Below are 23,671 nucleotides of genomic sequence, written 5' to 3'. Positions count from 1 at the left end.
CCTCCAAATCAATCTTAAATTAAATGTCAGACATCACTACCTGCGGCGCTTCTACGTAAATCTTCCAGCCCCGCCCGCAGATCGAAGGCCGGGCGCCAGCCCAGATCGGTCTTCGCGGCGTCGAGGGCCATGCAGGTTTCGGGCATCGGCGCATCGCTGTCGGTGTCGTATCGGATGTTGCCCGCGTTGCCAAAGACATCGTTGACGGTCTCGGCGATCTCGCCCACCGGGAGGGCGCGGCCGCCGCCGATGTTATAGGCGCCCTGCGCGTCCGAGGCGAGCGCCGCTTGAACGGCCGAGACCGCGTCGCGCACATAAAGCTGATCGATCCGGTAATCGGCATTGCCGGTCAGCACGATGGTCTCGCCCGCCTGCGCCTGGCGCACGAATTTCATCAGCGCGGGCGTGCCTTTCTCGCCATGGCCATAGACGGCGGCAAAGCGCAGCGCCACGGCGGACGGGCCCTTGGCGCGGGTCAGCATCTCCAGATGCGCCTCGGCCATGTATTTCGACAACGCATAGGCATTGATCGGACGGGGAATCGCGGTCTCGCGGTAGGGCAGACCGCAGACCGGGGCATAGACGGCAATGGTCGAGGCCAGCACGATCCGCGACAGCCCCGCCTCGCGGCCCGCCGCCACCAGATCGGCGATGGCGACCACGTTGGAGGGCCAGAACGGCCCGATATCCATCGGCGCGTCCTCGCGGGTCATCCGGCGCCCGGCCAGATGCACCACGGCATCGGCGCCATCGAGCGCCGCGATCAGGCTGCTCCGGGAATAATCGGTCTGCCGGTCGTCCGCGCCCTGCGGCGTGGCGCGCCCGAGCCTCAGCACCCGGTGTCCGGCCTCTTCCAGCGCCGGGCAGAGATAGCTGCCGATGAACCCCGAAGCGCCGGTGACGGCGATAGTCGTACTCATGTCCTCTCCCGCACGTAATACCCCACAACGTCCAGCGTGCCATTGACCGGCCGCACGATTTCCCCGGCAGCATACCGGTATTCATGGTGAATTGCATCATCCGGAACCGGAAACGGGCCGGGGTCAAATGCCGCGCCCGGTGCCATCTGCTGGAACATCAGCTCCTTGATCGGGCGGTGGCGATCGCCCTCGCCGCCATTGGCCAGTGTCTGCGGCACGCGCTCGCCGGTCAGGCAGTCCATCGCCATCCCGATCAGGTCCGCGCCTTCGGCAAAGCGGATCAGGCGCCACATGTGACAGCCATCGAGACGCGGCGCGATCTCGACAACGCGGGGGCCCTCCGGCGTCACGATCATCTGGAAATAAAGCACCCCGTCGCGGGTTCCCAAAGCGGCGATGATACCATCGACCAATGTCAACGCCGCGCGCTGGTTGGCTTCGCTCACATCGTCGCAGGGCACCAGATGTCCGCGCGGCACACCAAGCGCATGGGGCCCGTGGACCAACCGTTCTGACAGCACCTTCATGCGGATCTCGCCGCCGCAGACCATCGCGTTGCAGGATATTTCCACCCCGTCGAGAAAGCCCTCGACGATCGCCTGCCGACTGCGCGAAAACCCGACGGCAGCGGTGATCGCCGGGGCGAGATCCTCGGACCGGTCCACCCGGACAACGCCGCGCTGGCCCTGCGCATCGGTGGGCTTGACCATGCAGGGAAAGTGATCCCAGTCTGCGGCCTCGTCCGGGCCCGACAGCTTGCGAAACGGCACCGGGCCGAGATCGTGTTCGGCCAGAAAGCCGCGCAGGGCGGCCTTGTCATCCAGCAGGTCGATGAAGGCGCTGTCGTAGAAATGCGGCAGGCCCATGCGCTCGGACAGGGCCACCACCGATGTCATCGCCACGTCGGAGGAGATCGAATAGACCAGATCGACGCCATGCCGATGCACCACGGCCTCGAGCGCGTCGAGATCGACAATGTTGACCGGTTCTACAACGTCGCAGAACGCCTGCCCCGGCTCTCCCATGACCGGAGAGGCCCCGATCACCCGCCAGCCGCGCTCTTTCATGTGCCGGATCAGATCCGCCTGACCGGCATTGGTTCCCAGCACGAGAATGGTCTTTTGTGCACTCATGTCTCTTCTCTTTCCCGTTCGAGCAGCGCCTCGACCAGCCGCTGCGTCCCCTGTCCATCTACCAAGGCCCGGCCCTTTGACGCCATGGCACGCCGCCGGTCATCATCCTCGACCAGCGCCGCGACCGCCGTGTAGAGATGCGTATCCGTTACGCTCTCGAACAGGCCCAGAAACGGCGCGCCCGTCAAGTCCTGCCAGCCCCGGCAGGGCCGTTCCTGATTGGGCGCAAGCCCGACAAATATCATCGGCAGGCCGCAGATGGCCGCCTCATAGCTCATTGTGCCACCGCCGATCAGCGCGAGATCACAGCCCTGCATCAGCCCGGCGATATCCGGCGGATTGACGTGAAACTCAGCCTGTCCCGCTGGCAGGGCGGCCACCGCCTCGGCCAGGGCGATACGGCGCGGATTGCCGGAGCCGGAGACGATGACCAATGTCACCTCGGGCCCCAGCTTGCCAGCCAGTACGCGCAGGGCCTGATCTATGGCGCCCCGGTCGTCGCCGCCACCGAACCCCACGAATATGCGGCGCACCGTGCGGCCATCCGCACGCGCGCTCACAGTGGTGTAGGCCGGACGCAGCACCGCATAGGCCGGCCCGAACAGCGTCTCGGTGCGCGCCGGTTCCACCAGCCAGGGCAGATAGTGCGCGCGCGTCTCGTAAGGGCTGGCATTGACCAAGAGGTCGGGCTGAAACATCCAGGGCCGCGACGCGTCGAACTGTTGCAGCCACCGCAGCCCGGCATCGCGCATCACTGTCTGATAGCCGGGATCGATACGATAATCGTCCATTACCGCGTAGCGCGTGCCATGCGCCTCGCAAAGCGCCAGGAGTCGGGCGGCATCCTCGTCGGACGAGCCACGTTCGTCCACCGCATGCCATGCACAGAACAGGTCCGCATCAACAGGATCACGCAATATGTCAGGCGGACCCAGCAAGACCGACTGCCAGCCGAGCGTTCCGAGGTGGCGGGCCATCTCGCGACAGCGCATCAGGTGCCCCACCCCGACACGGGCGGACACATTGCACCGAAAAATCACTGTGCCAGTCATTGGCTGTCACCTATGCGGCCGGCAGGCGCCTGGTCATTAAAAAACGACCCGGAGGCCGCGGTTGTAAAACGTGATGCACCGTCCCCAAACACGGAGACGGACGGGCGGCGGGCTCATTCGCCGCAACCGGCGGTCCATTTGAGCTTGTCGCGCTGGACCTGCTCAACCGGCAATATATCTTCGCGCTTGAAGGCCAGCGCCTTGTTCACATTGGCAATATCCCGGCAGAGACGCCGAAGACCGTCAGGCTCGAGACTGGCCGCATGGTCGGTGCCCTTCCAGGTCCGGTCAAGTGTGAAATGCCGCTCGATATGGGAAAACCGCCCCTTACCCTCGGCCTCCATCAACCGGCCGACGGCCAGTGCCGCGACATCCGCGGCAATGCCCAGATGGTGCCCGGAAAAGCCAATGCTCTTCACCTGGTCCCCGAATTGCTCCATCAGCGACTTGATTTCGAAAAGACAGATATCCTCGAAGGCCACCGGATAGCCTGACGTGCAGGCATAGATCACCAGATCCCGGGCGCGGCCCCGCTCTTTGTAGAAGGCGACCAGCGCGGCGATCTCTTCTCTGGTGGACATGCCGGTCGAGACATGGATTTCGCCCTCGAAATGTTCGCAGAGATACCCCTGCAACTCGAAATGCTGATTTGTCGCAGACGGGATCTTGAGCATCGTGGGGTTGATCGACACCAGCTCCTTGGCCGAGGAGAGATCCCAGACCGAAGTGGAATAGGCAATCCCGTTTGACTCACAAGCCGCCACCAGCTCGCGATGCTGATCCAGGTCGAATTCCAGAAACTCGCGATGCGCGCCATAGGTCGGTCCATACGCGTTTTCCGGAACCGGGTGGGGCCTGTCGTACTCTTCCCGGCTCAGAAGCTCGCGGTTGTGGCGCTTCTGAAACTTCGCAACATCGGCTTTACATATATGTGCTGCAACCCGTATCAGTTCTTTGGCGATGTCCAGATCGCCCTTGTGGTTACACCCGATTTCCGCAATCACTTGGGTCGGCGGGAAGGCTTGAGTCATGTTTTCTAACACCTAAAGTAGTGGAATGGCGTATTGCAGCGAAACGATCCTCGATACCGTTATCCCGTCCCTCGCAGAGTGTCAAACGGCTCTGGCACCACCGCGGTTCCTTTGTCCTCCGCCCGGTCCGCCGCGGTCCAGCCCCCCGCCATCTCGGTCATCATGCCCGCCCGGAACGCCGATGCCCATCTGAGCCGCGCGGTGCTCTCGGTTCAGGGCCAGACCCGGCAGGACTGGGAGCTGATCATTGCCGATGATGGCTCTACCGACACGACATTCACCCTGGCCCGGGAGCTTGCCCGGGACGACGCCCGGATCCGGCCGCTGGCACGTCAGGAGGGCGATCCCCGTGGCGCCGCGGCGGCCCGTAACCGGGCCATCGCGCAGGCCCGGGGCCGCTATCTGGGATTTCTGGATGCCGATGACGAATGGCTGCCCGAAAAGCTTGCCCGCCAGCTGGGCTGGATGGAAGAATGCCGGCTGGCGCTGACCTTTAGCGGGTTCTGGCGGATGCGCAAGGGGCACCGCCACGAGGTGCGGGTTCCGGCGCAGGTGACACGCGAGCAACTGCTATGCGGCAATGTCATCGGCACGCTCACCGCGATATGCGACCGCACCCTGCTGGGAGAGATCGAAATGCCGCACCTGTCGCGGCGGCATGATTACGCGCTGTGGCTCGATCTGCTGACCCGTACAGATGCCGCCCATGGGCTACAGGAGCCGCTGGCCGTCTATCACGTGACCCAGGGCTCGCTGTCATCGAGCCGCCTGCGGTCGATCCGGGCCACGTGGCGGGTGTATCGCGATCACGCGGGACTGAGCCGCCTGCGCGCGGCCTGGTGCCTGAGCAGCCACCTGATACGGCGGCTGTTCAGAGGGTAGCCCGGCGGCGTTAACGTCGCCCTTGGATCAGCCGCCCAACACCTCGTGCAGCGTGGTGATTACCGTGGTCTGGTCGGTCTCGCTCAGGGTGGCATACATCGGGATGGTGATCATCCGGTTGTAATAGTCCTCGGCATTGGGACAATGACCCGGCTTGAAACCCAGATCCTGATACCAGGGCTGCAAATAGACCGGGACATACAGCACGTTCACCCCGATCCCCAATTCACGCAGACGCGTGAACGCGGTTTTGCGGTCGAGCGGCGCCTCATCCTGTACCAGCACCGGATACAGGTGCAGGCCCGAGCGCTGGTACGGGGCCTGATATGGAAGCTTCAGCGGCAGATCGGCAAGCTCGCGGTCATATACCTCACGGCAGGCGTGGCGGGCGTCGATATAGGCGTCCAGCCGGGTCAGCTGGCTGCGGCCCAACGCGGCCTGCATGTCGGTGATGCGGTAATTATAGCCCAGCATCGTCTGCTGGTAATACCATGGCCCGTCGCTCTCTCCGCGCATCCGGTCCGGGTCACGCGTGATGCCATGGGTGCGCAACATCGCCATGCGCGCGGCGAGCTCGTCATCATTGGTCATCGCCATGCCGCCCTCGGCGGTGGTGATGATCTTGACCGGATGGAAGGAAAAGATGGTGATATCCGACCAGGCGCAATTGCCCACCGGCCGGTCGCGATAGCGGCCACCGACCGCGTGGCTCGCATCCTCGACCACGGCAAACCCGTATTTCGCCTTGAGCGCGCCCAGACGTTCCATGTCGCAGGACTGGCCGGCGAAATGCACCGGCGCGACGATTCGGGGCAAACGTCCGGCGATCTCGGCCTCGGCAAGCCGGGCTTCGAGCAGGTCGAGGCTGAGATTGTAGGTATCGGGGTCGATATCGATGAAATCGACCTCCGCGCCGCAATAAAGCGCCGCGTTGGAGGTGGCGACGAAGGTGTTCGGAGAGGTCCAGAGCACATCGCCGGGCCCCAGATCGAGCGCCATGTAGGCGACATGCAGGGCCGATGTCGCCGAATTCATCGCGATGCCGTGCCGCGCCCCGCAATAGGCGGCCAGCTCTGCCTCGAACCCCGCAATCGCGGGGCCTTGGGTGATGAAATCGCTCAGCAGCACGTCGCGGACCGCTGCCAGATCGGCCTCGGTGATATCCTGCCGACCGTAGGGGATCATGACATTGCCATCCGATTGAACTCGACGATCTCATCCACCGAGAGGAAATGCTCGTTGGAGCCGGAATTGTACTCGAACCCCATGGAGACCGGTTCGCCCTTTTCACCGAGCGCATTGGTGGCGAATGAATTCTCACGGTCGAAGAACTTGATGGTGGGGCGCAGGATGTAGTGATCCCGAAATTCCAGCGTCAGGTGGCTGTCATCGGCGGGGCACATGATTTCATGCAGCTTCTCACCCGGGCGGATGCCCACCACGTGCTGCTCCAGGTCGGGTGCGATCGCGCGGGCCAGCTCGGGGATGCGAACCGACGGGATCTTGGGCACGAAAATCTCGCCGCCATACATGCGCTCGAAATTCTTGAGAACGAAATCCACGCCCTGTTGCAGCGAGATCCAGAACCGGGTCATGTTCTCGTCGGTGATCGGCAGAGATTTGGCCCCCTGTGCCTGGAGGTTCTCGAAGAACGGCACGACCGAGCCGCGCGAACCGACCACATTACCGTAACGCACAACCGAGAATCGCGTCGACTTGGTGCCGACCATGTTGTTGGCGGCAACGAACAGCTTGTCGGACGCCAATTTGGTGGCGCCATAGAGGTTGATCGGGTTGGCGGCCTTGTCGGTGGAGAGCGCCACCACCTTGTCGACATTGTTCGCGATCGCGGCCTGAATGACATTTTCGGCCCCGTGCACGTTTGTCTTGATGCATTCCATCGGGTTGTATTCGGCCGCCGGCACCTGCTTCAACGCGGCAGCATGGATGACATAATCGACTCCTTCCATCGCCGAGATGAGCCGCTCCCGATCCCGGACGTCACCGATGAAATACCGCATCTCCGGCGAATTGAAGGTTTGTGACATTTCGAACTGCTTCAGCTCGTCGCGCGAGTAGACGATGATTTTCTTGACAGAATAGCGTTCAAGCAGGGTCTTGACGTATTTCTTGCCAAAGCTGCCAGTGCCGCCTGTAATGAAAATTGTTTTGTTATCAAACATTTGACAATTCCTCTATGGGTTATGAAATGGTCGTTATCGCGTTTTTCAACTTTTGACAACATATTATCAATTTCTACACCGGCCGATACTTTCGAAAGCAGTGGTGACAGGTGGAAACCCGCCTATTCAGGCGCTCGGTCTATACACCGTGCGGTGCCTTTGCGCGTCGGCAATATCCGCCTCGTTATCGATGTCACGACGGCGCGTTTCGATGCCGTCGGTCATCGCACTGCAACGGAGCACCTCATGTCGGATCACTCGTCGAACCTTTTGCTGCCTTACATTCAACCCTCGCAGGCGCAGAAACACGTGACTCATAACGAAGCGCTGCGGCGTCTCGATGCGATTGTACAGCTTACCGTGCAAAGCTTTGACGCCTCCAGCCCGCCTGCCGACCCTGCGGACGGAGACATCCATGCCCTCGGCGCCGGCGCGAGCGGGGTCTGGGCCGGACAGGATGGAATGCTCGCCTATCACGCCAGCGGGCACTGGATATTCCTTGCCCCAAAAGACGGCTGGCGGGCCTGGAGCGCCGAGGATCAGACCCTGCGCGTGTTCTCTGCCGGAAACTGGCTGGCAGTGACGCCGCCATTGCAAAACCTCGATGGCATCGGGGTCGGCACCTCGTCAGATACCGTTAACCGGCTGGCCATCGCCTCGGACGCGGCGCTCTTTTCGCATGCGGGCAGCGATCACCGCCTTGTCATAAACAAGGCCACGGCGGCCGATACGGCATCGGTGGTGATGCAATCGGGCTGGTCCGGCCGGGCGGAATTGGGTCTCACAGGCGATGAGGACTTCCACATCCGCACGAGTCCGGACGGCAGCGCCTGGACCTCGGCGCTCACCCTGCGGCGCGGCGACGGGGCGAGCCGGGCACGGTGCCTGTTCTCAGGGACGATCGACATCGACAATCACAGCGTCGGCTATGTGCCCACCCCGTCCGCGGGGGGCATGGTTGCGATCAATCTCGTGGCAGAGGAATTTCCGCAGGCCCCGCATAGCGGGCTGTTTTCCTATGATACCGGCCCGTCGCTGACATTGTTCAGCCTGGCCCGTGGCACCAGCCTTGAGGATTGGGGAACGACGGTGCTGACGGGCACCACCGCGACGGACGGACGCAGCGCTCTGGCGGTCCGGTCAGGCGAGTTGCAGATCGAGAACCGCCATGGCGGGCCGAGGCGCTTTGCCTATACGTTTCTCAATACCTACTGACCCGGTCCCGGGGCGAGCGCGGCTCAGCAGGCCGCACGGACCCGCGTGACCACTTCGTCCAGCACCGTGTCAAGCAAGGTCAGATCCTCGGCCTCGCCCATCACCCGGATCAGCGGCTCTGTCCCCGATGTCCGGATCAGCAAGCGCCCCGCCTGGCCCAGCCTGCGCGTGCCTTCGGCAATCGCCTCCTGTACGGCTATGTCCTCGAGCGGTGCCTTGCCGATCGCATACCGCAGGTTGACCAGCTTTTGGGGGACCGGCTCGAAGACACGCATCAGGCGGCTGGCCACCTCTCCGGTCTCGACCATCGCGGCGAGAAATTGCAGGGCCCCGATCAGCCCGTCGCCCGTGGTGGCGTAATCGGTCATCACGATATGACCCGATTGCTCGCCGCCAAGGTTGTGCCCGCCCGCGCGCATCGCCTCGACGACATAGCGGTCGCCCACCGCGGTGCGCTCCAGCCCGATCCCCCTGTCGTTTAGAAACCGCTCCAGCCCGAGGTTCGACATCACGGTGGTGACCAGCGCCCTGTTCAACAACCGCCCCTCTTCGGCCCAACGCGCCGCGATCAGCCCCATGATCTGGTCGCCATCGGCCACCCTGCCTTGCTCGTCGATCAGGATGACGCGGTCGGCGTCGCCATCGAGGCAAATCCCGACATCCGCCCCGGTCTCGCAAACCTTGCGCGCGGCGACCTCGGGATGCGTGGAGCCGCATTTCTCGTTGATGTTGAACCCGTCAGGCGACACCCCCAACGGGATCACCTCGGCGCCCAGTTCCCACAACACCTCGGGCGCGGAGCGATAGGCGGCGCCATTGGCGCAGTCGAGCACGATCCGCAGACCATCGAGACGGCGGCGATGGGGGAAGGTGGTCTTGGCGTATTCGACATAACGGCCACGGGCATCGTCGATCCTGCGGGCCCGGCCGATATTCTCGGGTTTCGACAGCGAAACGCCGGTCTCGAACAACCGCATGATGTCGGCTTCGGCCTGATCGGACAGCTTGAACCCGTCGGGGCCGAAAAACTTGATCCCGTTGTCACAGGCCTGATTGTGGCTGGCCGAAATCATCACTCCCATATCGGCGCGCAGGCTGTGCGTCAGATACCCGATCGCCGGTGTCGGAACCGGCCCGAGCAGGAACACGTTCATGCCCGTGGAGGTGAACCCGGCGGTCAACGCATTCTCGATCATGTACCCAGATAGCCGTGTATCCTTGCCGATCACGACCCTGTGCTCCTGCTTGTCGCGCCGAAAGTAGCGCCCTGCGGCCGTCGCAAGCTTGAGCGCGACCTCGGCGGTCATCGGCCATGAATTCGCCTGACCGCGGACCCCGTCCGTGCCAAAGAGCTTGTTTTGTGTCATGAATGGCAGTCCTTCCCGTCAATGCCGACCTTGCCACAAGCGAGGCCGTCCTACTGTCCTTAATGGATATTCTTCAATCAGCCAACGAAAGACAGGCTCCGCGCCTCAGCCGTGAAATGACACTCTCTTTCGCCGCGGTCGTTCTAAAATATTTGTGATAACGATTGCAACATGATGCCGCCCGTGAGATGTCAAGAAATGCTAAGCGGATTAAAAGTTCAAATGAAGACTGAACCCAATAAATTTTCCACGACAGGCGCGCCTTACAACACTCGTCCCTGTCCGGCCTGCGGGGCCATGGCGCTGACCCACAGCAGCGATTACCCGTCAAACGTCAAACCGTTCTCGAAGCGGACGATCCTGTATTGCACCGAATGCGGGCTCGGGCATGTGCCGGATGCCGCCGAGATGCTGGACGCGTTCTACCGCGAGGATTACGCGCGCACCAATCGCAAGGATCGCGAGATCGATCCCGAGACCTATTTCTCCGAGGCGCATCGCGAAAACTCGCGCATGATGCATCGCTATTACGCGCGGGCGCGCGGGCAGATCATTCGCCTCAGAAAGCATGGCGCGCGCTTCGAGCATGTGCTCGACTTCGGCAGCGGGCCGGGATATTTCCTGCATCTTTGCGAGGCCACCGCCCCCTGTGCCTTTGAGCCCGATCTGGCAAGCGCCAAGTATCTCGATCACCTCGGCGCCCGGCAATTCGCGACGCTGGACGACATCCCGCAGGATCAGTTCGACGTGATCGTCGCCTCGCATTCCATCGAACATCTGGCGGCCGAAGAGCTGACCGATACGTTGAGCCATCTGGTCGGGGCGCTCAACGCCACCGGCCTGATGCTGATCGAAGTGCCGCAGGGCGGCCATTCCTATCTGCATCTCGACGGCGTCCGACAGGATCCGCACACGCTGTTCTTCACTCCGCAGGCACTGGTCGAGGCGGTCAAGCGCGTCCATGGCGAGATCGTCTTTGCCGGAGCCGTGGCCAAGCCGGAGATCCCTCGGCGGGAGACGCCGATCTACACCCCCGAGGGCGCGGCCTTCAACAAGGTCAACCGCGGCGGGCTTACTGTGATCTGCCGCCGCCCGCAGGCTCCCGAATAAGCCCGCTCAGATAACGCCCATAGGCGGTCTTGGAGAACAGCCGCGCCCGGTCTCGCAGCCCCTCCGTGTCGATCCAGCCCTTGCCAAAGGCGATCTCCTCGGGGTTGCCCACCTGAAGCCCCTGCCGTTCCGACAGCGTGCGCACGAAATTGCCCGCATCCAGCAGCGAGGCGTGGGTGCCGGTGTCGAGCCAGGCATAGCCGCGCCCCATCTGCCGGACATGCAGCATCTCATCGGCCAGGTACATCTCCAGCAGACTGGTGATCTCAAGCTCTCCGCGTGCCGACGGGGTGACCTTGCGGGCGCGCTCCGGCGCGCTGCCGTCGAGAAAATACAGCCCCGTGACCGCCAGCGGCGACGGGGCGACCTCGGGTTTCTCGACGATCGCGCGCACCCGCCCGTCGGGGGCGAAATCGACCACGCCATACCGCTCCGGATCGGCCACCCGGTAGCCAAAGACCGTGCCCCCCGTCGGGGTCGCATCCGCCGCATCGAGATGCTCGGACAGCCCGTGACCGAAAAAGATGTTGTCCCCCAGCACCATCGCGCTCGGCGCGCCCGCCAGAAAGTCTTCGGCCAGCAGATAGGCCTGCGCCAGACCGTCCGGGCTGGGCTGTTCGATATAGGTGAAGTCCAGCCCCCATTGGCTGCCATCGCCCAATGTGCGCCGGAACTGGTCCTGATCCTGCGGCGTGGTGATCACCGCGATCTCGCGGATATTGGCCAGCATCAACACCGACAGGGGATAATAGATCATCGGCTTGTCATAGACCGGCAAAAGCTGTTTCGAGATGCTCAGCGTGATCGGGTAGAGCCGCGTTCCGGATCCACCGGCGAGCAGGATGCCCTTGCGTTTCGTCATGTGTTCAGCTCCTCCGGGACCGCATTTGCGCCCGCTCTCAGGTCAGTCCGTGCGGGCGGGCGCCCCGCCTCCCAGCCGTTGCCCCACCCCGTCACGATCAAGCAGCGCGCGCCACCAGGCGTCGTTGTCGAGATACCATGCGACGGTGCGCGCCAGCCCCTCGTCCAGCGTCACCGAGGGCCGCCAGCCCAACGTCTCCCGGATGTGGCTGGCATCGATGGCATAGCGCGCGTCATGGCCGGGGCGGTCGGGGACAAAGCGGATGAGATCGGCGTAGCGCCCGCCGCCCGGGCGCGGACGCCTCGTGTCGAGCAGGCCGCAAAGGGACTTGACCAGCTCCAGATTGGAGCGCTCGTTGTCGCCGCCGATAGTGTAGCTTTCGCCGACGGTGCCCTGCCGCAACACGCACAGCAGAGCCTCGGCATGATCCTCGACATAGAGCCAGTCGCGCACATTCGAGCCGTCGCCGTAGATCGGCAGCGGCTCTTCGGCCAGGGCGCGCAGGATGATCACCGGGATGAGCTTTTCGGGAAAATGATAGGGGCCGTAATTGTTGGAACAGTTGCTCAGCACCACCGGCAGGCCATAGGTATGGCCCCAGGCGCGGACCAGATGATCGCTGGCGGCTTTTGACGCGGCGTAGGGCGAGCGCGGATCATAAGGCGTGTCTTCGTGGAATTTGACCGACGGATCGGGCGGCAGCGAGCCGAAGACTTCGTCGGTGGAGATGTGGTGAAAGCGGAACCCGGCAAAACGGTCGCGGGCGTTCCAGTAGGCGCAGGCCGCCTCCAGCATGTTGCAGGTGCCGGTGATGTTGGTCTCCACAAAGGCGCCCGGCCCGTCGATGGAGCGATCCACATGGCTCTCGGCGGCCAGGTGCATGACCGCATCGGGGGCATGCCGGGCAAACACCCGGTCGAGCGCCGCACGGTCGCGGATATCGGCCTTCTCGAAGACATAGCCGGGATGAGACGCCACCGAAGCCACGTTGTCGAGGCAGGCGGCATAGGTCAGCGCGTCGAGATTGACCACCTCGTAGCCACGGGACATGGCCAGCCGGACCACCGCCGATCCGATAAACCCGGCCCCGCCGGTGATCAGAAGCTTCATGGGCCGCTCCTCGCGCGCATGTGACCGCCCTGCAAGGCTGATCGCGCTGCTGTCTCGATCCGCACCGGTTGGCCCTCCCTGCCCTGTCTTCGCCCGGAGGGCTTGATGACCTGCATACCCCCCATGGCATCGCAAGACCATGCAAAAGCGGCATAAAGGTGACCCGCAGGGGACGAATGCGGGCGCGGTCGACGCCATGGCGTGTGGCTCATGTCGAGGACCCGCGCCCCAGCAACCGCCGACGCAGCGCGGCCCCCCGGCGCAGCAGCTTCAACAGGGCGATCGGATATGGCCCGGCCCAGCTGACCCAGTCGTTCACCGCGTCCGGGCGCGGCAAGACCTCGACCGGCGGCCCCTCGCGCACCGGCGCAAGCGGCAACACCCCATCGAGCGCCGAGCGATCCGTGGTGCGCTCCAGCTCCAAATCGTCCCGTGCCGCCAGCAGCTCGAAAATGGCACGATCCAGATCGGGATCGTGCAAATGCGTGTCCGGCCCCATCGCGGCCATGCCCGGCGCCATCAATGTCTGGAAATGCGGCCCCGGCGTGAACGGGTAGCGCGGCCCGCCGGTATAGAGATCCATGCCCGCCAGCAGGATGTGCTCCGCGCCCATGCCATGGGCCGCCAAAACCGCGTAGGTGCCCGACATCGGCTTGCGCTGATACCGTTCCATGAGTCTGGCCACCTCGGCCTTGATGGCCGCGTCGCGAAACCGGATCGGGCGATAGAGATCGCCGAACCGGCGCATCCCGGCGCGGATCACCCGCGGGTTATGGCTGGTCCAGGCGCGGATGTCGTAATCGTCGCGACACTGGTGCAGGGTTTCGAACATGAAGGGGGCCACGCGCGGATCCCCCGCGATATAGGCCAGATCCACCCGCCGCCCGAGATAGAAGGCCCGCTCGAAAAAGAAATTGTTGGTGCGCAGAATGGCATCCGTGGCCAGCACCCGCCCCGGTGCGAGCGTTGTCAGCGAATGGCCGTTGCCGGCCACCACACAGGTCCGACCCGCCAGCACGTTCACCGGGTCCGCATCAGGAAGGTGTCACACATGGCGCGCAGCGCACCCCGGCCGCCGGGCTGTGGCAAGACCCAGTCCGCCTGAGCGAGGATCTCGGGATGGGCGTCACTGGGGCAAGCCGACAGACCCGCCCGCGCCATGGCCGTGGCGTCGTTGACGTCATTTCCCACGTAAAGCATTTGCGCCCAGCTCAGCCCCTGTTCCGCCAGCCAGCTCTCCAGTGTCGCCACCTTGTCATCCACCGCTTGATGCACCTCGATCCCCAGTTTCGCGGCACGACGCTCGACCACCGGGTTGCGTTCCTTGGACAGGATCATCAACCGCCAGTACCCCGCCGCCCGCATCAGGCCCAGCCCCATGCCGTCGCCGCGCGATGTCGTCACCGCCTCGCGTCCGGTCTCGTCGGTGAGCACGAGATTGTCGGTATGCACCCCGTCGAAATCCATCACCACGGCTGCCACCCGGTCGAGCCGCTCAGCCTCGATCGCATCGCCGCCGCGCCGCGCGGCGATCTGCACACAGAGCGCCAGATCGTCGAAACTGTCGATCTCGACCGGCGGATGGTCCACCGGACAGAGCGCCACCGGCCCGCAGAACCGGCTCTGATGCTGCTCGAAATCGGCGCGGCGCACGCAATAGATCGCGCCGCTTTCCCGAAAGGCGGGGGGCAGATCCTGCCGCCGCTGGCGCGGGCGCTGTTCATCATGGTTGGTCCCGTGACCGAACCCGGCCGCGTCGCGCGCCCACAAAAAGGAATGATCCTCGATCACCGACAGGGCGCAGGCCGCCTCCTGCCCGTCCATCGCCGCGAGGCAGGCCTCGATATCCGCGCCGGTGGTGAAGGGAGAGGTGCATTGCAGAAATACCAGCCGCTCCACGGCCCGGCCCTGAGCCGCGATTTCCCCGAGCGCATGCAGCCAGCCGGCCTCGGAACTGGCACCATCGCCCGAGAGCGCCGCCGGCCTGTGGATCACCTCGGCGCCAAACCGCTCCGCCTCGGCGGCGATCTGCGGATCATCGGTCGAGACATGCACCGCCGTGACGGACGCCGCGGCCCGGGCCGCGCGCACCGATCGCGCGACCAGCGATAGTCCGCCGACGCGCTTCAGGTTCTTGCCCGGAACGCCCTTGGACCCTCCCCTGGCCAGTATCACACACTGGGTTGCGGTCTCGATGGAAACAGGCGGGGTGGTCACGGGCGGTGCAACATCCTCTGGCTATGGCTCGGGAAAGCAAGGTCCCCAGTATGCCAAAGCGTTTACAAAATTTCTGGCGCTGTGTACATGCTGGCCTCGAACAACACCAGACCGGACCTGTCATGTTTGCACGCCTCAAAGCCTCCCGTCTGGGGAAATGGCTCTACCGTCTGTCGCGTCAACGCCGTCTCGGCGGGCCGCTGCGCTGGCTTCTGGCGCGGGGTATCCACGAACGGCTTGCCCCCGCGCATTGGCGGGCCGTGAACCGGCGTCACAACGCCAAGCAGGCCGCAACCCTCGCGGCCTTTCGCGCGCGCCATCGACAGGACCGGACATGAGCCGCCGCCCAACCCGTCTTTTGATCCCGTTTTGCGACGACTCCACCCTGATCTTTGCCGTTCGCCTGCGGGCACTGTTGCACGAGGCCGCCCCATCCGCCTCGGTCATTCTGGGCTGTTACATGCCCGAAGAAGGTCTGTCGCGCCGCCAGTTGGAGATGTTCGTACCTGACGGCGATTATCTGCTGCTGACCGACGAGGGGCTCGTACAGGCGGTGCAGGACGGCCAGTATGATGCGGTCCTGACCAGCCGGGTCTTTCAGCCCCTGCGCAGCCTTCTGACGACGCCGGCGTTTCGGCACCACCGGGGGCGGGCGCAGGTCATCGCCTTTCTCGGCGGGCTCGATTTCTTTCCCGAGCGGGGCTTTGCCAACCGAATGCCCTGCGACGGGGTGTTTCTCTTTCCACAATCGGATTTGAAGACATTCGCCGACTACGCGGCGCAGCAGGCCGCGCATGACAGCAGTCTTGGCGCTCCGCTGGTCGATTTCGGCCATCCGACCTTTCTTGAGCCCGCCCCGAACCCGCCCGGCGATCTTGCCGACCGGCGTGATATCTATTTTTTCGCGCAGGCCATCTCGCCGCTGACGCGCCGCGGCCGGGTGCATGTCCTGAACGTCATGACCGCGCTGGCCGAGGCCTATCCCCACCGCGATGTCTGGATCAAGCTGCGTCACCTGCCCGACGAGAACCAGACCCACCTGCACCGCGAAAAGCACGATTATGCGCGCCTGATGGACAGCGCGCGCCAGCCCTGGCCCGCAAATCTAAAGCTCACCGCCTGCTCCATGCAAGAGGCGATAGAGCGGGCCGCCCTGGGGATCACCTGCACCTCGACCGCCGCAATCGATCTGATTCGCGAAGGCGTGCCGACCATGGTCTATGTCGACTACGTCGATGCCTACATGGATCCGATGGCCGCGGCGATGCGCCGGATTTTTGCGCAGAGCGGCGTGATCGTCACGCTCGACGATCTTCTGCATCTGCGCCATGGCACACCCGACCCGGACTGGCTGCGCGAGATGTTCTGTCCGCGCGATCTGGGGCAGCGGGTGCTTGCCATGCTGGAGCGGCTTCAGCCGCTGGCGTCGTCAGCCTCGGAATAAAACAGCCGGAAGTCCTCGGCGTAGCGTTCAGAGATCAGCGCCAGGGTCTTTGGGGACAATGTCTCGGCGATCTCCGGCGCGGTCTGGCCCCTTATGTTGCGGCGCAGCATCGGCCCCGGATCCGTCCCGCACCGCATCCTGATTTCCCACCGCACATGGGCCCAATCGGTCTCGGCATCCTCGACCCGTCCGATGAAATCGGGCAGCACCCGGCCATGCCAAGTCAGAATGGACGCCTGCGATCGCAGATGAATCTCGGTTTTGGCATCCGGCGTGCACGCCACGAGGGCGACGAAATCATCAAAGGGCATGCCGTGGTCAATGCCCATATCCGCCATGGCGGGCAAAATAACGGGATTCTCTATCACCTTGTTGTGCCAGCACGAATAAAGCCGCGCCACCGGATGACGCACGAAGCTGAAGCTCCAGCCCGCGCGGGTGGCGGGCGACAGGGCATAGGTCGCCGGTCGCATCCGTCGCACGAGATGGCGCGGTTGGCGGGACCAGAACGCATCCTTGGCCGGCCTCAAACCCTTGGCCGATGTCAGCCCGAAGGCCTGGGCGAGCGCGGTTCGGATCGAGGTATTGGCCGCCTTGCCAATGCGAAAATAGCCGATCTGCGCCTGCGGCAGCCAGATCACATGCCGCTCGACACCGGGGCTGATCCGCCGCGAGAGCGTCCTGGCCATGCGCCGCAACACAGAGAGATCACGTTTAGGGGTCGTCATGAGCAGTTCTTTCCTGGGAATCCGGGATATGTCCTCTGACAAAGGCTAGAAAATGCCTCAGGCCTCCGATCCGACGCCGGTAGCGCAGCGCATACAGCACCCGCACCAGCGGCGCGTACCGGCCAAAGACCCGGCCCAGAACCGCAACACGCGCCTGCATCAGATCCGCGCGACACCAGTTGTCTCCGGTGCTCTCGGACGGATGGCGGCCCACCGCGACGGGCAATGAGAGCCCTCGCAGCCCGGCCTTGAGCGCATCGGTCACAAAGACGTATTCCTCCCCCAGACCGAACCGCGCCCCCAATCCAAAATCGGGATCGAAGCGCAGCCCGGCGGCCTCGACGGCGCTGCGCCGCACCATCAGCTCGGGTGCGCAGATCCGCCCGCTATTGAAATGATGCAGCCTGTGCGGGCGACCGCGCCGCCCGGCCCCGGGCAGCCGGTCGCTGCGCCAGCCCGCGGCAAAGCCAAGGTCGGGGGCGGCGGTGAATGCGCGAGCCAGCCTGCAAAAGCCGTCCGTGTCCAGCGTCATGTCATCGTCCGCGAAAACCAGCAGCGCGCCGGTGGCGTGCTCGAAGGCCGCGTTGCGGCTGTGCGACAGACCGACGCTGCACAGCCGGGATACCGTCACGTCGTCACGCTCCGACAACGCGTCGGGGCATGCGTCCGTATCGCCCTTCTGCACCATGACGAGGTAGTCGATACCGGGACAAGCCGGCGGCAGGACCAGCCTGGAAAGACGCGGACCAATCGTGGAAATCGCCACAGTGACCGGCAAGTCGACCGCTCCTGCGACTGTGGCGTTCTTTTCATCAATCACTGGCTACCATGTCCGCTCATTTCCGTGGCGCAGATAGCGGTAAGACCCCTCCGGGTCAATCCGGCCGCGTCCGTCTACCGTTTCATGTTGCGGTTATGACAGGCGATGGCCTCTTCGAGATCTTCGAAAAAACTCAGCTCGCCATTCTCCAGCACCGCACCGTAATCGCACAGGTTGCGGATCTCGGCGATGGAATGGGTCACCACGATGGCACTGGACGTGGCCATACGGTCCTTGAAGACGAGCGCGCTCTTGGCCCGGAACGAGGCGTCACCGACCGATGTCACCTCATCGACCAGATAGGTATCGAACTTGATCCCCATGGAAATCCCGAAGGCCAGCCGCGACCGCATGCCCGAGGAGTAGGAGCGCACCGGCATATGGTAATGATCCCCCAATTCCGCGAAATCACTGACGAAATCCAGCAAGACCTCGGTATCCACTCCGTAGATCCGGGCGATGAACCGCACGTTCTGGGCGCCGGTGAGATCGCGGTGGAACGTGCCCGCGAACCCCACCGGAAACGAGATCTCGCCATCTGACAGGATTTCCCCGCCATCGGGAGAGACATTGCCCGAGATTATCTGCAACAGGGTGGATTTGCCCGAGCCGTTGCGCCCCATGAGCCCCACCGCCTTGCCCTCCGGGAACACGGCATTGACCTCGCGCAGGAGATATTTCCGGCCACGCCGCGAGGGAAAGCTCTTGGTCAGGTTGCGCAGTTCGATCATTGCTCTCAGCGACGGTCCCGCAGGCTGTAATAGACCAGCACCATGATGCTCCAGCTGCCAAAGAACACCAGTCCACAGAGCCCCAGGATCAGGAATCGGCGGGGATATTCGGCGCTTTCGGCCAGCGTCGGCTGCACATAAGCCGCCAGATACCGGCTCTGACGTTGCGCGTTGGCCTGGGCGGAATCGAAATTGGACAGGGCCGAGGTGTATTTTTTCTCCGCAAACTCGCGTTCGACGGTGAGCCGTTCGAATTCGGCCACCACATCGGCGTAATCGCCGGTCTCTCCGCGGTCGCCGCCACTGCCGAATTTCAGCCGTTCCTCGCGGATCCGTTCGCGGATCGCGGCGATCCGGCGTTCGGCCTGAACCACGCGCGGATCGTTCTCGCGCGCGGTATCGCGCAAAAGATCGTAATCAATCAATTCCCGGCCCAGCATCTGCTGAAGCGACCCGAGCAACCCCATCTGGACCTGAACATCGGCATCCGGGTTCACGATCTGGCTGCGCGACCGGAACGCGGTGAGCGCCTGACGCGCGGCACTGAGCTGCTCCAGCGCTGTGTTGAGCTCTTCACGCGCGTAGCCCATGGCATCTTCCCGCGCAATCGCCGAGAGCGCGTTGATCATCTGAGAGCTTTCGGCAAAAATCTCCTCGGCGATGCGCTGTGAGGTATCGGGCGCGAAACTGAGCACCTTGAGCTCGAGCAGACCGGTCCCGGGCGCATAGGAAATCCGTACCATGCGGCGCCAGTAATTCAGCAAATCCTCGATTGTCGCGTTCGGCCGCAAGGCAAAGACCGGATCGGTCTCGTAAGGATCTGAATAGATTTCCCGCAGGCCGATCTTGTCGTCGATCTTTCCCACGAGTTCGTGGGATTGGATGTACTCGAAGAGGATGTCGCTATCAGAGGAACTTGCCGTAGAGAGATTGCTCAGCCCGCCCAGCAGGTCCACCGCCGACGGGGTTTCCTCGCGGCGCACGGTGAAGGCTACTGACGAGGCATATTGATCCTGCGCGTAAGTCCACAGATAGGTGCCTACCCCGCCGAGCGGCGCCAGCACCAGGAACACGAAGGACACCAGAATGCCCAGATGGCGCCGTTTCGGGCGCGCGGGTGGCGCGGGTGGACGCGGTTTTTTGGGTTGCGTTTTCTTGGGCTCTGGTTTCTTCGCCGCCGCAGGCTTGGACGGGGATTCAGCCTTGGGGGCCTGAGGCGCGGGCCGGTCAGGGGGCGATTGATCATTTGACAAGGTTATGCTCCAAAGGCATGGGGCGAAGTATTGCTCGTCTATAGGACACATGGAACCATGCCGCAATGACAGCATCAACAGACACGCCGGACAAGCCAGAGCCGCCACAGCGGACCAAAAATCGTACCGGACGTGTGATCGGTGCGCTCATCCTGCGCGAAATGTCGACCACCTATGGCCGGTCTCCGGGCGGATATGTCTGGGCTGTTCTGGAGCCGGTGGCGGCGATCACCATGATGGCGGTCGGTCTGTCGCTGCTGTTTCGCGCGCCGTCGCTCGGCACCAGCTTTCTCCTGTTTTATGCCGGTGGGCTTTTGCCCTTGCGCTACTACCAGAACGTGTCGCAATCCGTGGGGACGGCGATCCAGTTCAACCGCCCGCTGATGGCCTATTCGCGGGTGACCTATATGGATACCATCATCGCCCGGGCGATGCTCGCCATCCTGACCCAGACCATGGTGGTCCTGATCGTTTTCGGCGGCCTGTTCGTCACGCAGGATATCCGGGAGAATATCGACGTGGTTCCCATTCTCGAGGGTTTCTTGCTCTGTATCGTGCTCGGGGTTGGCCTCGGGACGTTCAATTGCTTCATGTTTCTGCGCTTCGCGATATGGAAATCGATCTGGGGGATCTTGACGCGGCCGCTGCTGCTCATTTCGGGGGTGTTCTACATCTACGAGGACCTGCCCCGAATCGTGCAGAACATCCTGTGGTTCAACCCGCTGATCCATATTTCCGGCATCGTTCGCTCCGGTATATACTCGACCTATGATCCGGCCTATGTCTCGCAGATCTATGTTGCGATGTTCGGGGTCATCCCGATGGTTTTCGGCCTGCTGCTACTCTGGCGGTTTTGGCGCGACCTCCTGCAACGCTAGGTCAGACAGACAACGACCACCGCGTGATATGGCCGGATTGCACCCCAATCGTTCCAGTCTTCGCCACGCGGCGTATCCATTGCTTTTTCACGACCAGTTTGCAATTTCCTTTCCATATGTCCTTATTCGATAGGGTGGCCTCATTTTCAGATCCGGATTCGGACCTGTCTCCGGGGCGTTGCGTCGAGCAACATGATACTTGGTCCGAGGGTCCAGTCTCGCGCAGCCGATCGCGACAGTTTGGAGGCGCGCGAATGGTTCGACGTCGAAGGCGTCGACATGATCAACGACCTTTCAAACTCTGGCGCGGCGCTTGCCGTGGCCGGTGTCGCGAAAGAGGCTAAGCGCGACATCATCGTGAATGGCGCCTCCAACATCGGCATCACCAACGACATGTGCTCGCCCTGTGCCATCCACTATGCCGACGACGCCTTTCGTTCGCTGGAGCAGAGCAGCTGCCACCTCGTCACCGACGAGAAAGGCTGATCACTGACTGAGGGGATGCCGGGCCGCCGCGTCGCGGCCCGGCATCCTCCTTGTTGAAAGAGCAGAAGACCCATGGCCGCCAATGTGCTTGACGCCAAGAACCTCGCCAAAAGCTTCGGTGCCATCGCCCGGATGGTGCTGGTCCGGTCGTTCCAGATCTCGGCGGTCTTCAACAGCATGACCGCGCGGGAAAACGTGATGCTCGCCTGACAGCGGACGCGGGGCGAATCCTATGGCTTCTGGAGCCGTAAATCCACGCTCGCCGGCAATCTGTCCACGGCGATGCAGCATCTCGAATCGGTCGGTATCGCGCATCTGGCGAATGTCAGCGCCGGGGACCTTTCCTGTGGCCACCGCCGTGCGCTGGAGATCGCCACCACCCTGGCACTCGACCCCGAGGTGACCGTGCTGGCGCGCGGTCGTATCCTTGCCCAGGGTGATTATGCCAGTGTCGCCTGCAATGAAGACGTGATCGAGGCTTATCTGGGGGTGGCCACGTCTGAGGCAACGCAACATTCCACGACACGCACGGTGCTTGATATCTCGGATTTGAAGGCCTGGCACGGGCCGAGCCAGGCGCTTTACGACATTGCGCTGACCGTCCGCACCGGCGACCTCGTGACACTGTTCGGGCGCAACGGCGCGGGCAAGACCACCACCCTGCGCTCCATCGTCGGCCAGGTGGCCGAGACTTTCGACAACGCCACGCTGCTGGCTGATTTCGAACGGATCAGCGCGCGGCTGAGCGCCTGAGCGCCCGGCCGGACCTCAGCTTTGCACCTCGTCGGGTTCAGGCAATGTCCGTCCGCGCTGAAAACGCGAGGGACGAAAGCCCGTCATGCGCTTGAAGGCGTTCGAGAAGGCAAACGGATTCTGATAGCCGACCGCGAAGGCCACGTCCTCAACCCTCGTGTCGGTCGTCGCCAGAAGCTGTGCGGCCTGCTGGACGCGCAGACAGGTCAGCTGCTGCATCGGGCTGCGGCCCAGCCGGGTCTGGCAGAGCCGCCGCAAGTGCTCTCCGCTGAGGCCGGCGATCGCGGCCAACTGGTCCAGTGTCCAGGGGCGGCCCAGCTCGGCGGTGACCTCGGCCCAGAGCTTGCTGAGCCGCTCTTCGTTGCGCAGCGGCTCGGTGTAGCGTTTCACGTCGTGTTCGATCAGGTCGATCCACAGCGCCGCCGCCGCGATGTCGCCGCTGCTGTTCACCTCGTGGTAAAGGCCGAGGATCGCGTCCGACAACGGCTTGGGATCCACCTGCGCGACCAGCGGTGTCATCCCCTCGATCGCCGAGCGGGGCGATTGCGGCGTGTAGCGCACCCAGCAATATTGCCAGCGCTTGCCCGGCACCGCGTGAAAGGCGTGCAGCACGTGGGCCGGAGCCAGCGTCACCATGCCCGCCCGGTGCAGCCGCCAGCGGCCATCCAGCAGCATCCGACCCTCACCGCCCAGGCAGGCGTGCAGACAGGCGCCACTGAGGTTGGTGCGCACCACACGGTAGGGCGGCGCCGCATCGCCGACGCCCACATGTGACAGCAGCCGATGGGCCAGCGCCGGGCAATCCTCGGCGCGTACGGCGCGTTGATGCGTGTTCTCGCCAACAATGTGGGTTTCAGATAGATTCTCGTGCATGACGCCGATCATTGGGAGGTTTGCGGTGACAGAATAGTGGGGAACAGTAAAATCACGGCGCAAATCATTGTGCTGTCCAAGGGCGTTCGAGGGGGAGGGCCGATGATCGAGATTTCGGCGTGCCGCGTGTCGCACTGACCGGGCAGATCATGCTCGGTATCGTCAAGGTGGTGAATTTCGCTCACGGCGCCTGTTTCATGATGGGCGCGTTCATTTCGTACCTGCTGCTCTTCAACCTCGGCATGGGCTATTGGGGGCGATCTTTACGGCAAGCCAGCGCAACAGTGCGGCATGCGACGACATCCATTCGGACGGCACCGGACCCGAGGCCGATAGCCCCGATCCGCAGCCGGTCCAATACGGCTGATCACAGCGAGACAGTGACGCCTGGCAAGCTCTTGATGGACATGGCAAAGACAGGTGTCGAAAGGCGCATCGCCTCTGGTTGCTTTATAAAGCTATTGGTGGCGTGTAGACTGGTAAAATGAAACAGAGCGTGGGCTTTTGCACATCAGCGGACGGTGTTCGGATCGCGTTTGCCTCGTCCGGCGCGGGGCCGCCCCTGGTCAGGGTGGCGAACTGGTTCACGCATCTCGACCTCGACCGGCAGAGCGCCGTCTGGC

General features: G+C 63.5%; 26 protein-coding genes. 10 read left to right on the top strand and 16 right to left on the bottom strand.

The genetic code is table 11. The annotated features are described in order from the left end of the window. Positions 1 to 26: 26 nt before the first annotated feature. The 4 genes from Q0X85_RS08020 to Q0X85_RS08005 all read right to left on the bottom strand — a co-directional run bounded on the left by Q0X85_RS08020 (position 27) and on the right by Q0X85_RS08005 (position 4,136). Positions 27 to 920, bottom strand: a complete 894-nt coding sequence (locus Q0X85_RS08020) for an NAD(P)-dependent oxidoreductase (RefSeq protein WP_297771203.1) — start codon at positions 918 to 920, stop codon at positions 27 to 29. Beyond that, a complete protein-coding gene (locus Q0X85_RS08015) occupies positions 917 to 2,053 on the bottom strand; it encodes an ATP-grasp domain-containing protein (protein WP_297771202.1) in 1,137 nt (378 codons plus the stop codon). The genes Q0X85_RS08020 and Q0X85_RS08015 overlap by 4 nt, the downstream gene beginning before the upstream one ends. Beyond that, entirely contained in the window at positions 2,050 to 3,105 is a 1,056-nt protein-coding gene (locus Q0X85_RS08010; RefSeq protein ID WP_297771200.1) for a flagellin modification protein FlmD, read from the bottom strand. The genes Q0X85_RS08015 and Q0X85_RS08010 overlap by 4 nt, the downstream gene beginning before the upstream one ends. Before the next feature lie 113 nt (positions 3,106 to 3,218). Beyond that, complete coding sequence (locus Q0X85_RS08005; protein WP_297771198.1) at positions 3,219 to 4,136, bottom strand: N-acetylneuraminate synthase family protein; 918 nt, start codon at positions 4,134 to 4,136, stop codon at positions 3,219 to 3,221. Positions 4,137 to 4,214: 78 nt separating this feature from the next. Between Q0X85_RS08005 and Q0X85_RS08000 the strand changes: the two genes are divergently transcribed. Beyond that, entirely contained in the window at positions 4,215 to 5,018 is an 804-nt protein-coding gene (locus tag Q0X85_RS08000; protein ID WP_297771196.1) for a glycosyltransferase family 2 protein, read from the top strand. A gap of 27 nt (positions 5,019 to 5,045) precedes the next feature. Here Q0X85_RS08000 and pseC read toward each other — a convergent pair whose 3' ends face one another. Both pseC and pseB read right to left on the bottom strand, forming a co-directional pair. After that, positions 5,046 to 6,203, bottom strand: coding sequence for a UDP-4-amino-4,6-dideoxy-N-acetyl-beta-L-altrosamine transaminase (gene pseC, locus Q0X85_RS07995; protein ID WP_297771194.1), 1,158 nt, complete (start codon positions 6,201 to 6,203; stop codon positions 5,046 to 5,048). After that, positions 6,200 to 7,201 (bottom strand): UDP-N-acetylglucosamine 4,6-dehydratase (inverting), encoded by a 1,002-nt coding sequence (gene pseB / locus Q0X85_RS07990; RefSeq protein ID WP_297771191.1) that lies wholly within the window; start codon positions 7,199 to 7,201, stop codon positions 6,200 to 6,202. The genes pseC and pseB overlap by 4 nt, the downstream gene beginning before the upstream one ends. Before the next feature lie 246 nt (positions 7,202 to 7,447). Between pseB and Q0X85_RS07985 the strand changes: the two genes are divergently transcribed. Continuing rightward, entirely contained in the window at positions 7,448 to 8,416 is a 969-nt protein-coding gene (locus Q0X85_RS07985; RefSeq protein ID WP_297771189.1) for a DUF2793 domain-containing protein, read from the top strand. Positions 8,417 to 8,439: 23 nt separating this feature from the next. Here the strand turns inward: Q0X85_RS07985 and glmM are convergent, their stop codons facing one another. Next, positions 8,440 to 9,783, bottom strand: a complete 1,344-nt coding sequence (gene glmM, locus Q0X85_RS07980; protein WP_297771187.1) for a phosphoglucosamine mutase — start codon at positions 9,781 to 9,783, stop codon at positions 8,440 to 8,442. Between the two features lie 222 nt (positions 9,784 to 10,005). Between glmM and Q0X85_RS07975 the strand changes: the two genes are divergently transcribed. After that, positions 10,006 to 10,893 carry a methyltransferase domain-containing protein gene (locus tag Q0X85_RS07975; protein WP_297771185.1) on the top strand — a complete coding sequence of 296 codons (888 nt, stop codon included), beginning with the start codon at positions 10,006 to 10,008 and terminating at the stop codon, positions 10,891 to 10,893. Here the strand turns inward: Q0X85_RS07975 and rfbA are convergent. The 4 genes from rfbA to Q0X85_RS07955 form a co-directional block, all read right to left on the bottom strand. Then, on the bottom strand, positions 10,856 to 11,755 hold the full coding sequence (gene rfbA, locus Q0X85_RS07970; RefSeq protein WP_297771183.1) for a glucose-1-phosphate thymidylyltransferase RfbA: 900 nt from the start codon (positions 11,753 to 11,755) through the stop codon (positions 10,856 to 10,858). The genes Q0X85_RS07975 and rfbA overlap by 38 nt on opposite strands. Positions 11,756 to 11,797: 42 nt before the next feature. Next, entirely contained in the window at positions 11,798 to 12,865 is a 1,068-nt protein-coding gene (rfbB, locus tag Q0X85_RS07965; protein ID WP_297771182.1) for a dTDP-glucose 4,6-dehydratase, read from the bottom strand. 208 nt (positions 12,866 to 13,073) lie between these two features. Then, the gene (locus tag Q0X85_RS07960) at positions 13,074 to 13,889 is read right to left on the bottom strand and encodes a hypothetical protein (protein WP_297771181.1); all 816 of its coding nucleotides are present in this window, start codon (positions 13,887 to 13,889) and stop codon (positions 13,074 to 13,076) included. Further along, positions 13,886 to 15,082, bottom strand: a complete 1,197-nt coding sequence (locus Q0X85_RS07955) for an acylneuraminate cytidylyltransferase (protein WP_297771180.1) — start codon at positions 15,080 to 15,082, stop codon at positions 13,886 to 13,888. Before Q0X85_RS07955 ends, Q0X85_RS07960 begins: the two co-directional genes overlap by 4 nt. A 122-nt stretch (positions 15,083 to 15,204) precedes the next feature. Here Q0X85_RS07955 and Q0X85_RS07950 point away from each other — a divergent pair, with 122 nt between their 5' ends. Both Q0X85_RS07950 and Q0X85_RS07945 read left to right on the top strand, forming a co-directional pair. After that, positions 15,205 to 15,420, top strand: coding sequence for a hypothetical protein (locus tag Q0X85_RS07950; protein WP_297771178.1), 216 nt, complete (start codon positions 15,205 to 15,207; stop codon positions 15,418 to 15,420). After that, positions 15,417 to 16,526 carry a DUF6716 putative glycosyltransferase gene (locus Q0X85_RS07945; RefSeq protein WP_297771176.1) on the top strand — a complete coding sequence of 370 codons (1,110 nt, stop codon included), beginning with the start codon at positions 15,417 to 15,419 and terminating at the stop codon, positions 16,524 to 16,526. The genes Q0X85_RS07950 and Q0X85_RS07945 overlap by 4 nt, the downstream gene beginning before the upstream one ends. On the opposite strand, the gene Q0X85_RS07940 is transcribed toward Q0X85_RS07945, so the two are convergent. The 4 genes from Q0X85_RS07940 to Q0X85_RS07925 all read right to left on the bottom strand — a co-directional run bounded on the left by Q0X85_RS07940 (position 16,496) and on the right by Q0X85_RS07925 (position 19,887). Beyond that, the gene (locus Q0X85_RS07940) at positions 16,496 to 17,254 is read right to left on the bottom strand and encodes a sulfotransferase family 2 domain-containing protein (protein WP_297771174.1); all 759 of its coding nucleotides are present in this window, start codon (positions 17,252 to 17,254) and stop codon (positions 16,496 to 16,498) included. The genes Q0X85_RS07945 and Q0X85_RS07940 overlap by 31 nt on opposite strands. Next, positions 17,241 to 18,032: a glycosyltransferase gene (locus Q0X85_RS07935; RefSeq protein ID WP_297771172.1), complete on the bottom strand. Its 792-nt coding sequence runs from the start codon at positions 18,030 to 18,032 to the stop codon at positions 17,241 to 17,243. The genes Q0X85_RS07940 and Q0X85_RS07935 overlap by 14 nt, the downstream gene beginning before the upstream one ends. Positions 18,033 to 18,148: 116 nt before the next feature. Continuing rightward, positions 18,149 to 18,805, bottom strand: a complete 657-nt coding sequence (locus tag Q0X85_RS07930; RefSeq protein ID WP_297771171.1) for an ABC transporter ATP-binding protein — start codon at positions 18,803 to 18,805, stop codon at positions 18,149 to 18,151. Between the two features lie 5 nt (positions 18,806 to 18,810). Beyond that, a complete protein-coding gene (locus Q0X85_RS07925) occupies positions 18,811 to 19,887 on the bottom strand; it encodes a sugar transporter (protein ID WP_297771169.1) in 1,077 nt (358 codons plus the stop codon). Between the two features lie 236 nt (positions 19,888 to 20,123). On the opposite strand from Q0X85_RS07925, the gene Q0X85_RS07920 reads away from it, so the two are divergent. From Q0X85_RS07920 to Q0X85_RS07905, 4 genes are all read left to right on the top strand, one after another. Next, positions 20,124 to 20,936, top strand: coding sequence for an ABC transporter permease (locus Q0X85_RS07920; RefSeq protein ID WP_297771167.1), 813 nt, complete (start codon positions 20,124 to 20,126; stop codon positions 20,934 to 20,936). A 240-nt stretch (positions 20,937 to 21,176) separates the two neighbouring features. After that, positions 21,177 to 21,422: an ABC transporter substrate-binding protein gene (locus Q0X85_RS07915; protein WP_297771165.1), complete on the top strand. Its 246-nt coding sequence runs from the start codon at positions 21,177 to 21,179 to the stop codon at positions 21,420 to 21,422. Between the two features lie 72 nt (positions 21,423 to 21,494). Further along, positions 21,495 to 21,632 (top strand): hypothetical protein, encoded by a 138-nt coding sequence (locus tag Q0X85_RS07910; protein ID WP_297771163.1) that lies wholly within the window; start codon positions 21,495 to 21,497, stop codon positions 21,630 to 21,632. Between the two features lie 72 nt (positions 21,633 to 21,704). Then, the gene (locus tag Q0X85_RS07905; protein ID WP_297771161.1) at positions 21,705 to 22,175 is read left to right on the top strand and encodes an ATP-binding cassette domain-containing protein; all 471 of its coding nucleotides are present in this window, start codon (positions 21,705 to 21,707) and stop codon (positions 22,173 to 22,175) included. A 15-nt stretch (positions 22,176 to 22,190) separates the two neighbouring features. Here the strand turns inward: Q0X85_RS07905 and Q0X85_RS07900 are convergent, their stop codons facing one another. Further along, positions 22,191 to 23,048 (bottom strand): AraC family transcriptional regulator, encoded by an 858-nt coding sequence (locus Q0X85_RS07900; RefSeq protein ID WP_297771159.1) that lies wholly within the window; start codon positions 23,046 to 23,048, stop codon positions 22,191 to 22,193. A 119-nt stretch (positions 23,049 to 23,167) separates the two neighbouring features. Between Q0X85_RS07900 and Q0X85_RS07895 the strand changes: the two genes are divergently transcribed. Further along, positions 23,168 to 23,536, top strand: a complete 369-nt coding sequence (locus Q0X85_RS07895) for a hypothetical protein (RefSeq protein WP_297771158.1) — start codon at positions 23,168 to 23,170, stop codon at positions 23,534 to 23,536. The last annotated feature ends 135 nt before the right edge of the window (positions 23,537 to 23,671 follow it).

Source organism: uncultured Roseovarius sp. (assembly GCF_947259555.1).
Taxonomy (GTDB): domain Bacteria; phylum Pseudomonadota; class Alphaproteobacteria; order Rhodobacterales; family Rhodobacteraceae; genus Roseovarius.
This window is presented reverse-complemented; position numbering and strand designations above follow the sequence as displayed.

Bases quoted from the DNA above. Each gene is read 5' to 3' on its own strand.
- Q0X85_RS08010 (WP_297771200.1), bottom strand. From the start codon at position 3,105: ATGACTGGCACAGTGATTTTTCGGTGCAATGTGTCCGCCCGTGTCGGG.
- glmM (WP_297771187.1), bottom strand. From the start codon at position 9,783: ATGACACAAAACAAGCTCTTTGGCACGGACGGGGTCCGCGGTCAGGCG.
- Q0X85_RS08015 (WP_297771202.1), bottom strand. From the start codon at position 2,053: ATGAGTGCACAAAAGACCATTCTCGTGCTGGGAACCAATGCCGGTCAG.
- Q0X85_RS07940 (WP_297771174.1), bottom strand. From the start codon at position 17,254: ATGACGACCCCTAAACGTGATCTCTCTGTGTTGCGGCGCATGGCCAGG.
- Q0X85_RS07945 (WP_297771176.1), top strand. From the start codon at position 15,417: ATGAGCCGCCGCCCAACCCGTCTTTTGATCCCGTTTTGCGACGACTCC.
- rfbB (WP_297771182.1), bottom strand. From the start codon at position 12,865: ATGAAGCTTCTGATCACCGGCGGGGCCGGGTTTATCGGATCGGCGGTG.
- Q0X85_RS07975 (WP_297771185.1), top strand. From the start codon at position 10,006: ATGAAGACTGAACCCAATAAATTTTCCACGACAGGCGCGCCTTACAAC.
- Q0X85_RS07930 (WP_297771171.1), bottom strand. From the start codon at position 18,805: ATGATCGAACTGCGCAACCTGACCAAGAGCTTTCCCTCGCGGCGTGGC.
- Q0X85_RS07900 (WP_297771159.1), bottom strand. From the start codon at position 23,048: ATGCACGAGAATCTATCTGAAACCCACATTGTTGGCGAGAACACGCAT.
- Q0X85_RS07950 (WP_297771178.1), top strand. From the start codon at position 15,205: ATGTTTGCACGCCTCAAAGCCTCCCGTCTGGGGAAATGGCTCTACCGT.
- Q0X85_RS08020 (WP_297771203.1), bottom strand. From the start codon at position 920: ATGAGTACGACTATCGCCGTCACCGGCGCTTCGGGGTTCATCGGCAGC.
- pseC (WP_297771194.1), bottom strand. From the start codon at position 6,203: ATGATCCCCTACGGTCGGCAGGATATCACCGAGGCCGATCTGGCAGCG.
- Q0X85_RS07910 (WP_297771163.1), top strand. From the start codon at position 21,495: ATGGCCGCCAATGTGCTTGACGCCAAGAACCTCGCCAAAAGCTTCGGT.
- pseB (WP_297771191.1), bottom strand. From the start codon at position 7,201: ATGTTTGATAACAAAACAATTTTCATTACAGGCGGCACTGGCAGCTTT.
- Q0X85_RS07920 (WP_297771167.1), top strand. From the start codon at position 20,124: ATGACAGCATCAACAGACACGCCGGACAAGCCAGAGCCGCCACAGCGG.
- Q0X85_RS08005 (WP_297771198.1), bottom strand. From the start codon at position 4,136: ATGACTCAAGCCTTCCCGCCGACCCAAGTGATTGCGGAAATCGGGTGT.
- rfbA (WP_297771183.1), bottom strand. From the start codon at position 11,755: ATGACGAAACGCAAGGGCATCCTGCTCGCCGGTGGATCCGGAACGCGG.
- Q0X85_RS07985 (WP_297771189.1), top strand. From the start codon at position 7,448: ATGTCGGATCACTCGTCGAACCTTTTGCTGCCTTACATTCAACCCTCG.
- Q0X85_RS07905 (WP_297771161.1), top strand. From the start codon at position 21,705: ATGCAGCATCTCGAATCGGTCGGTATCGCGCATCTGGCGAATGTCAGC.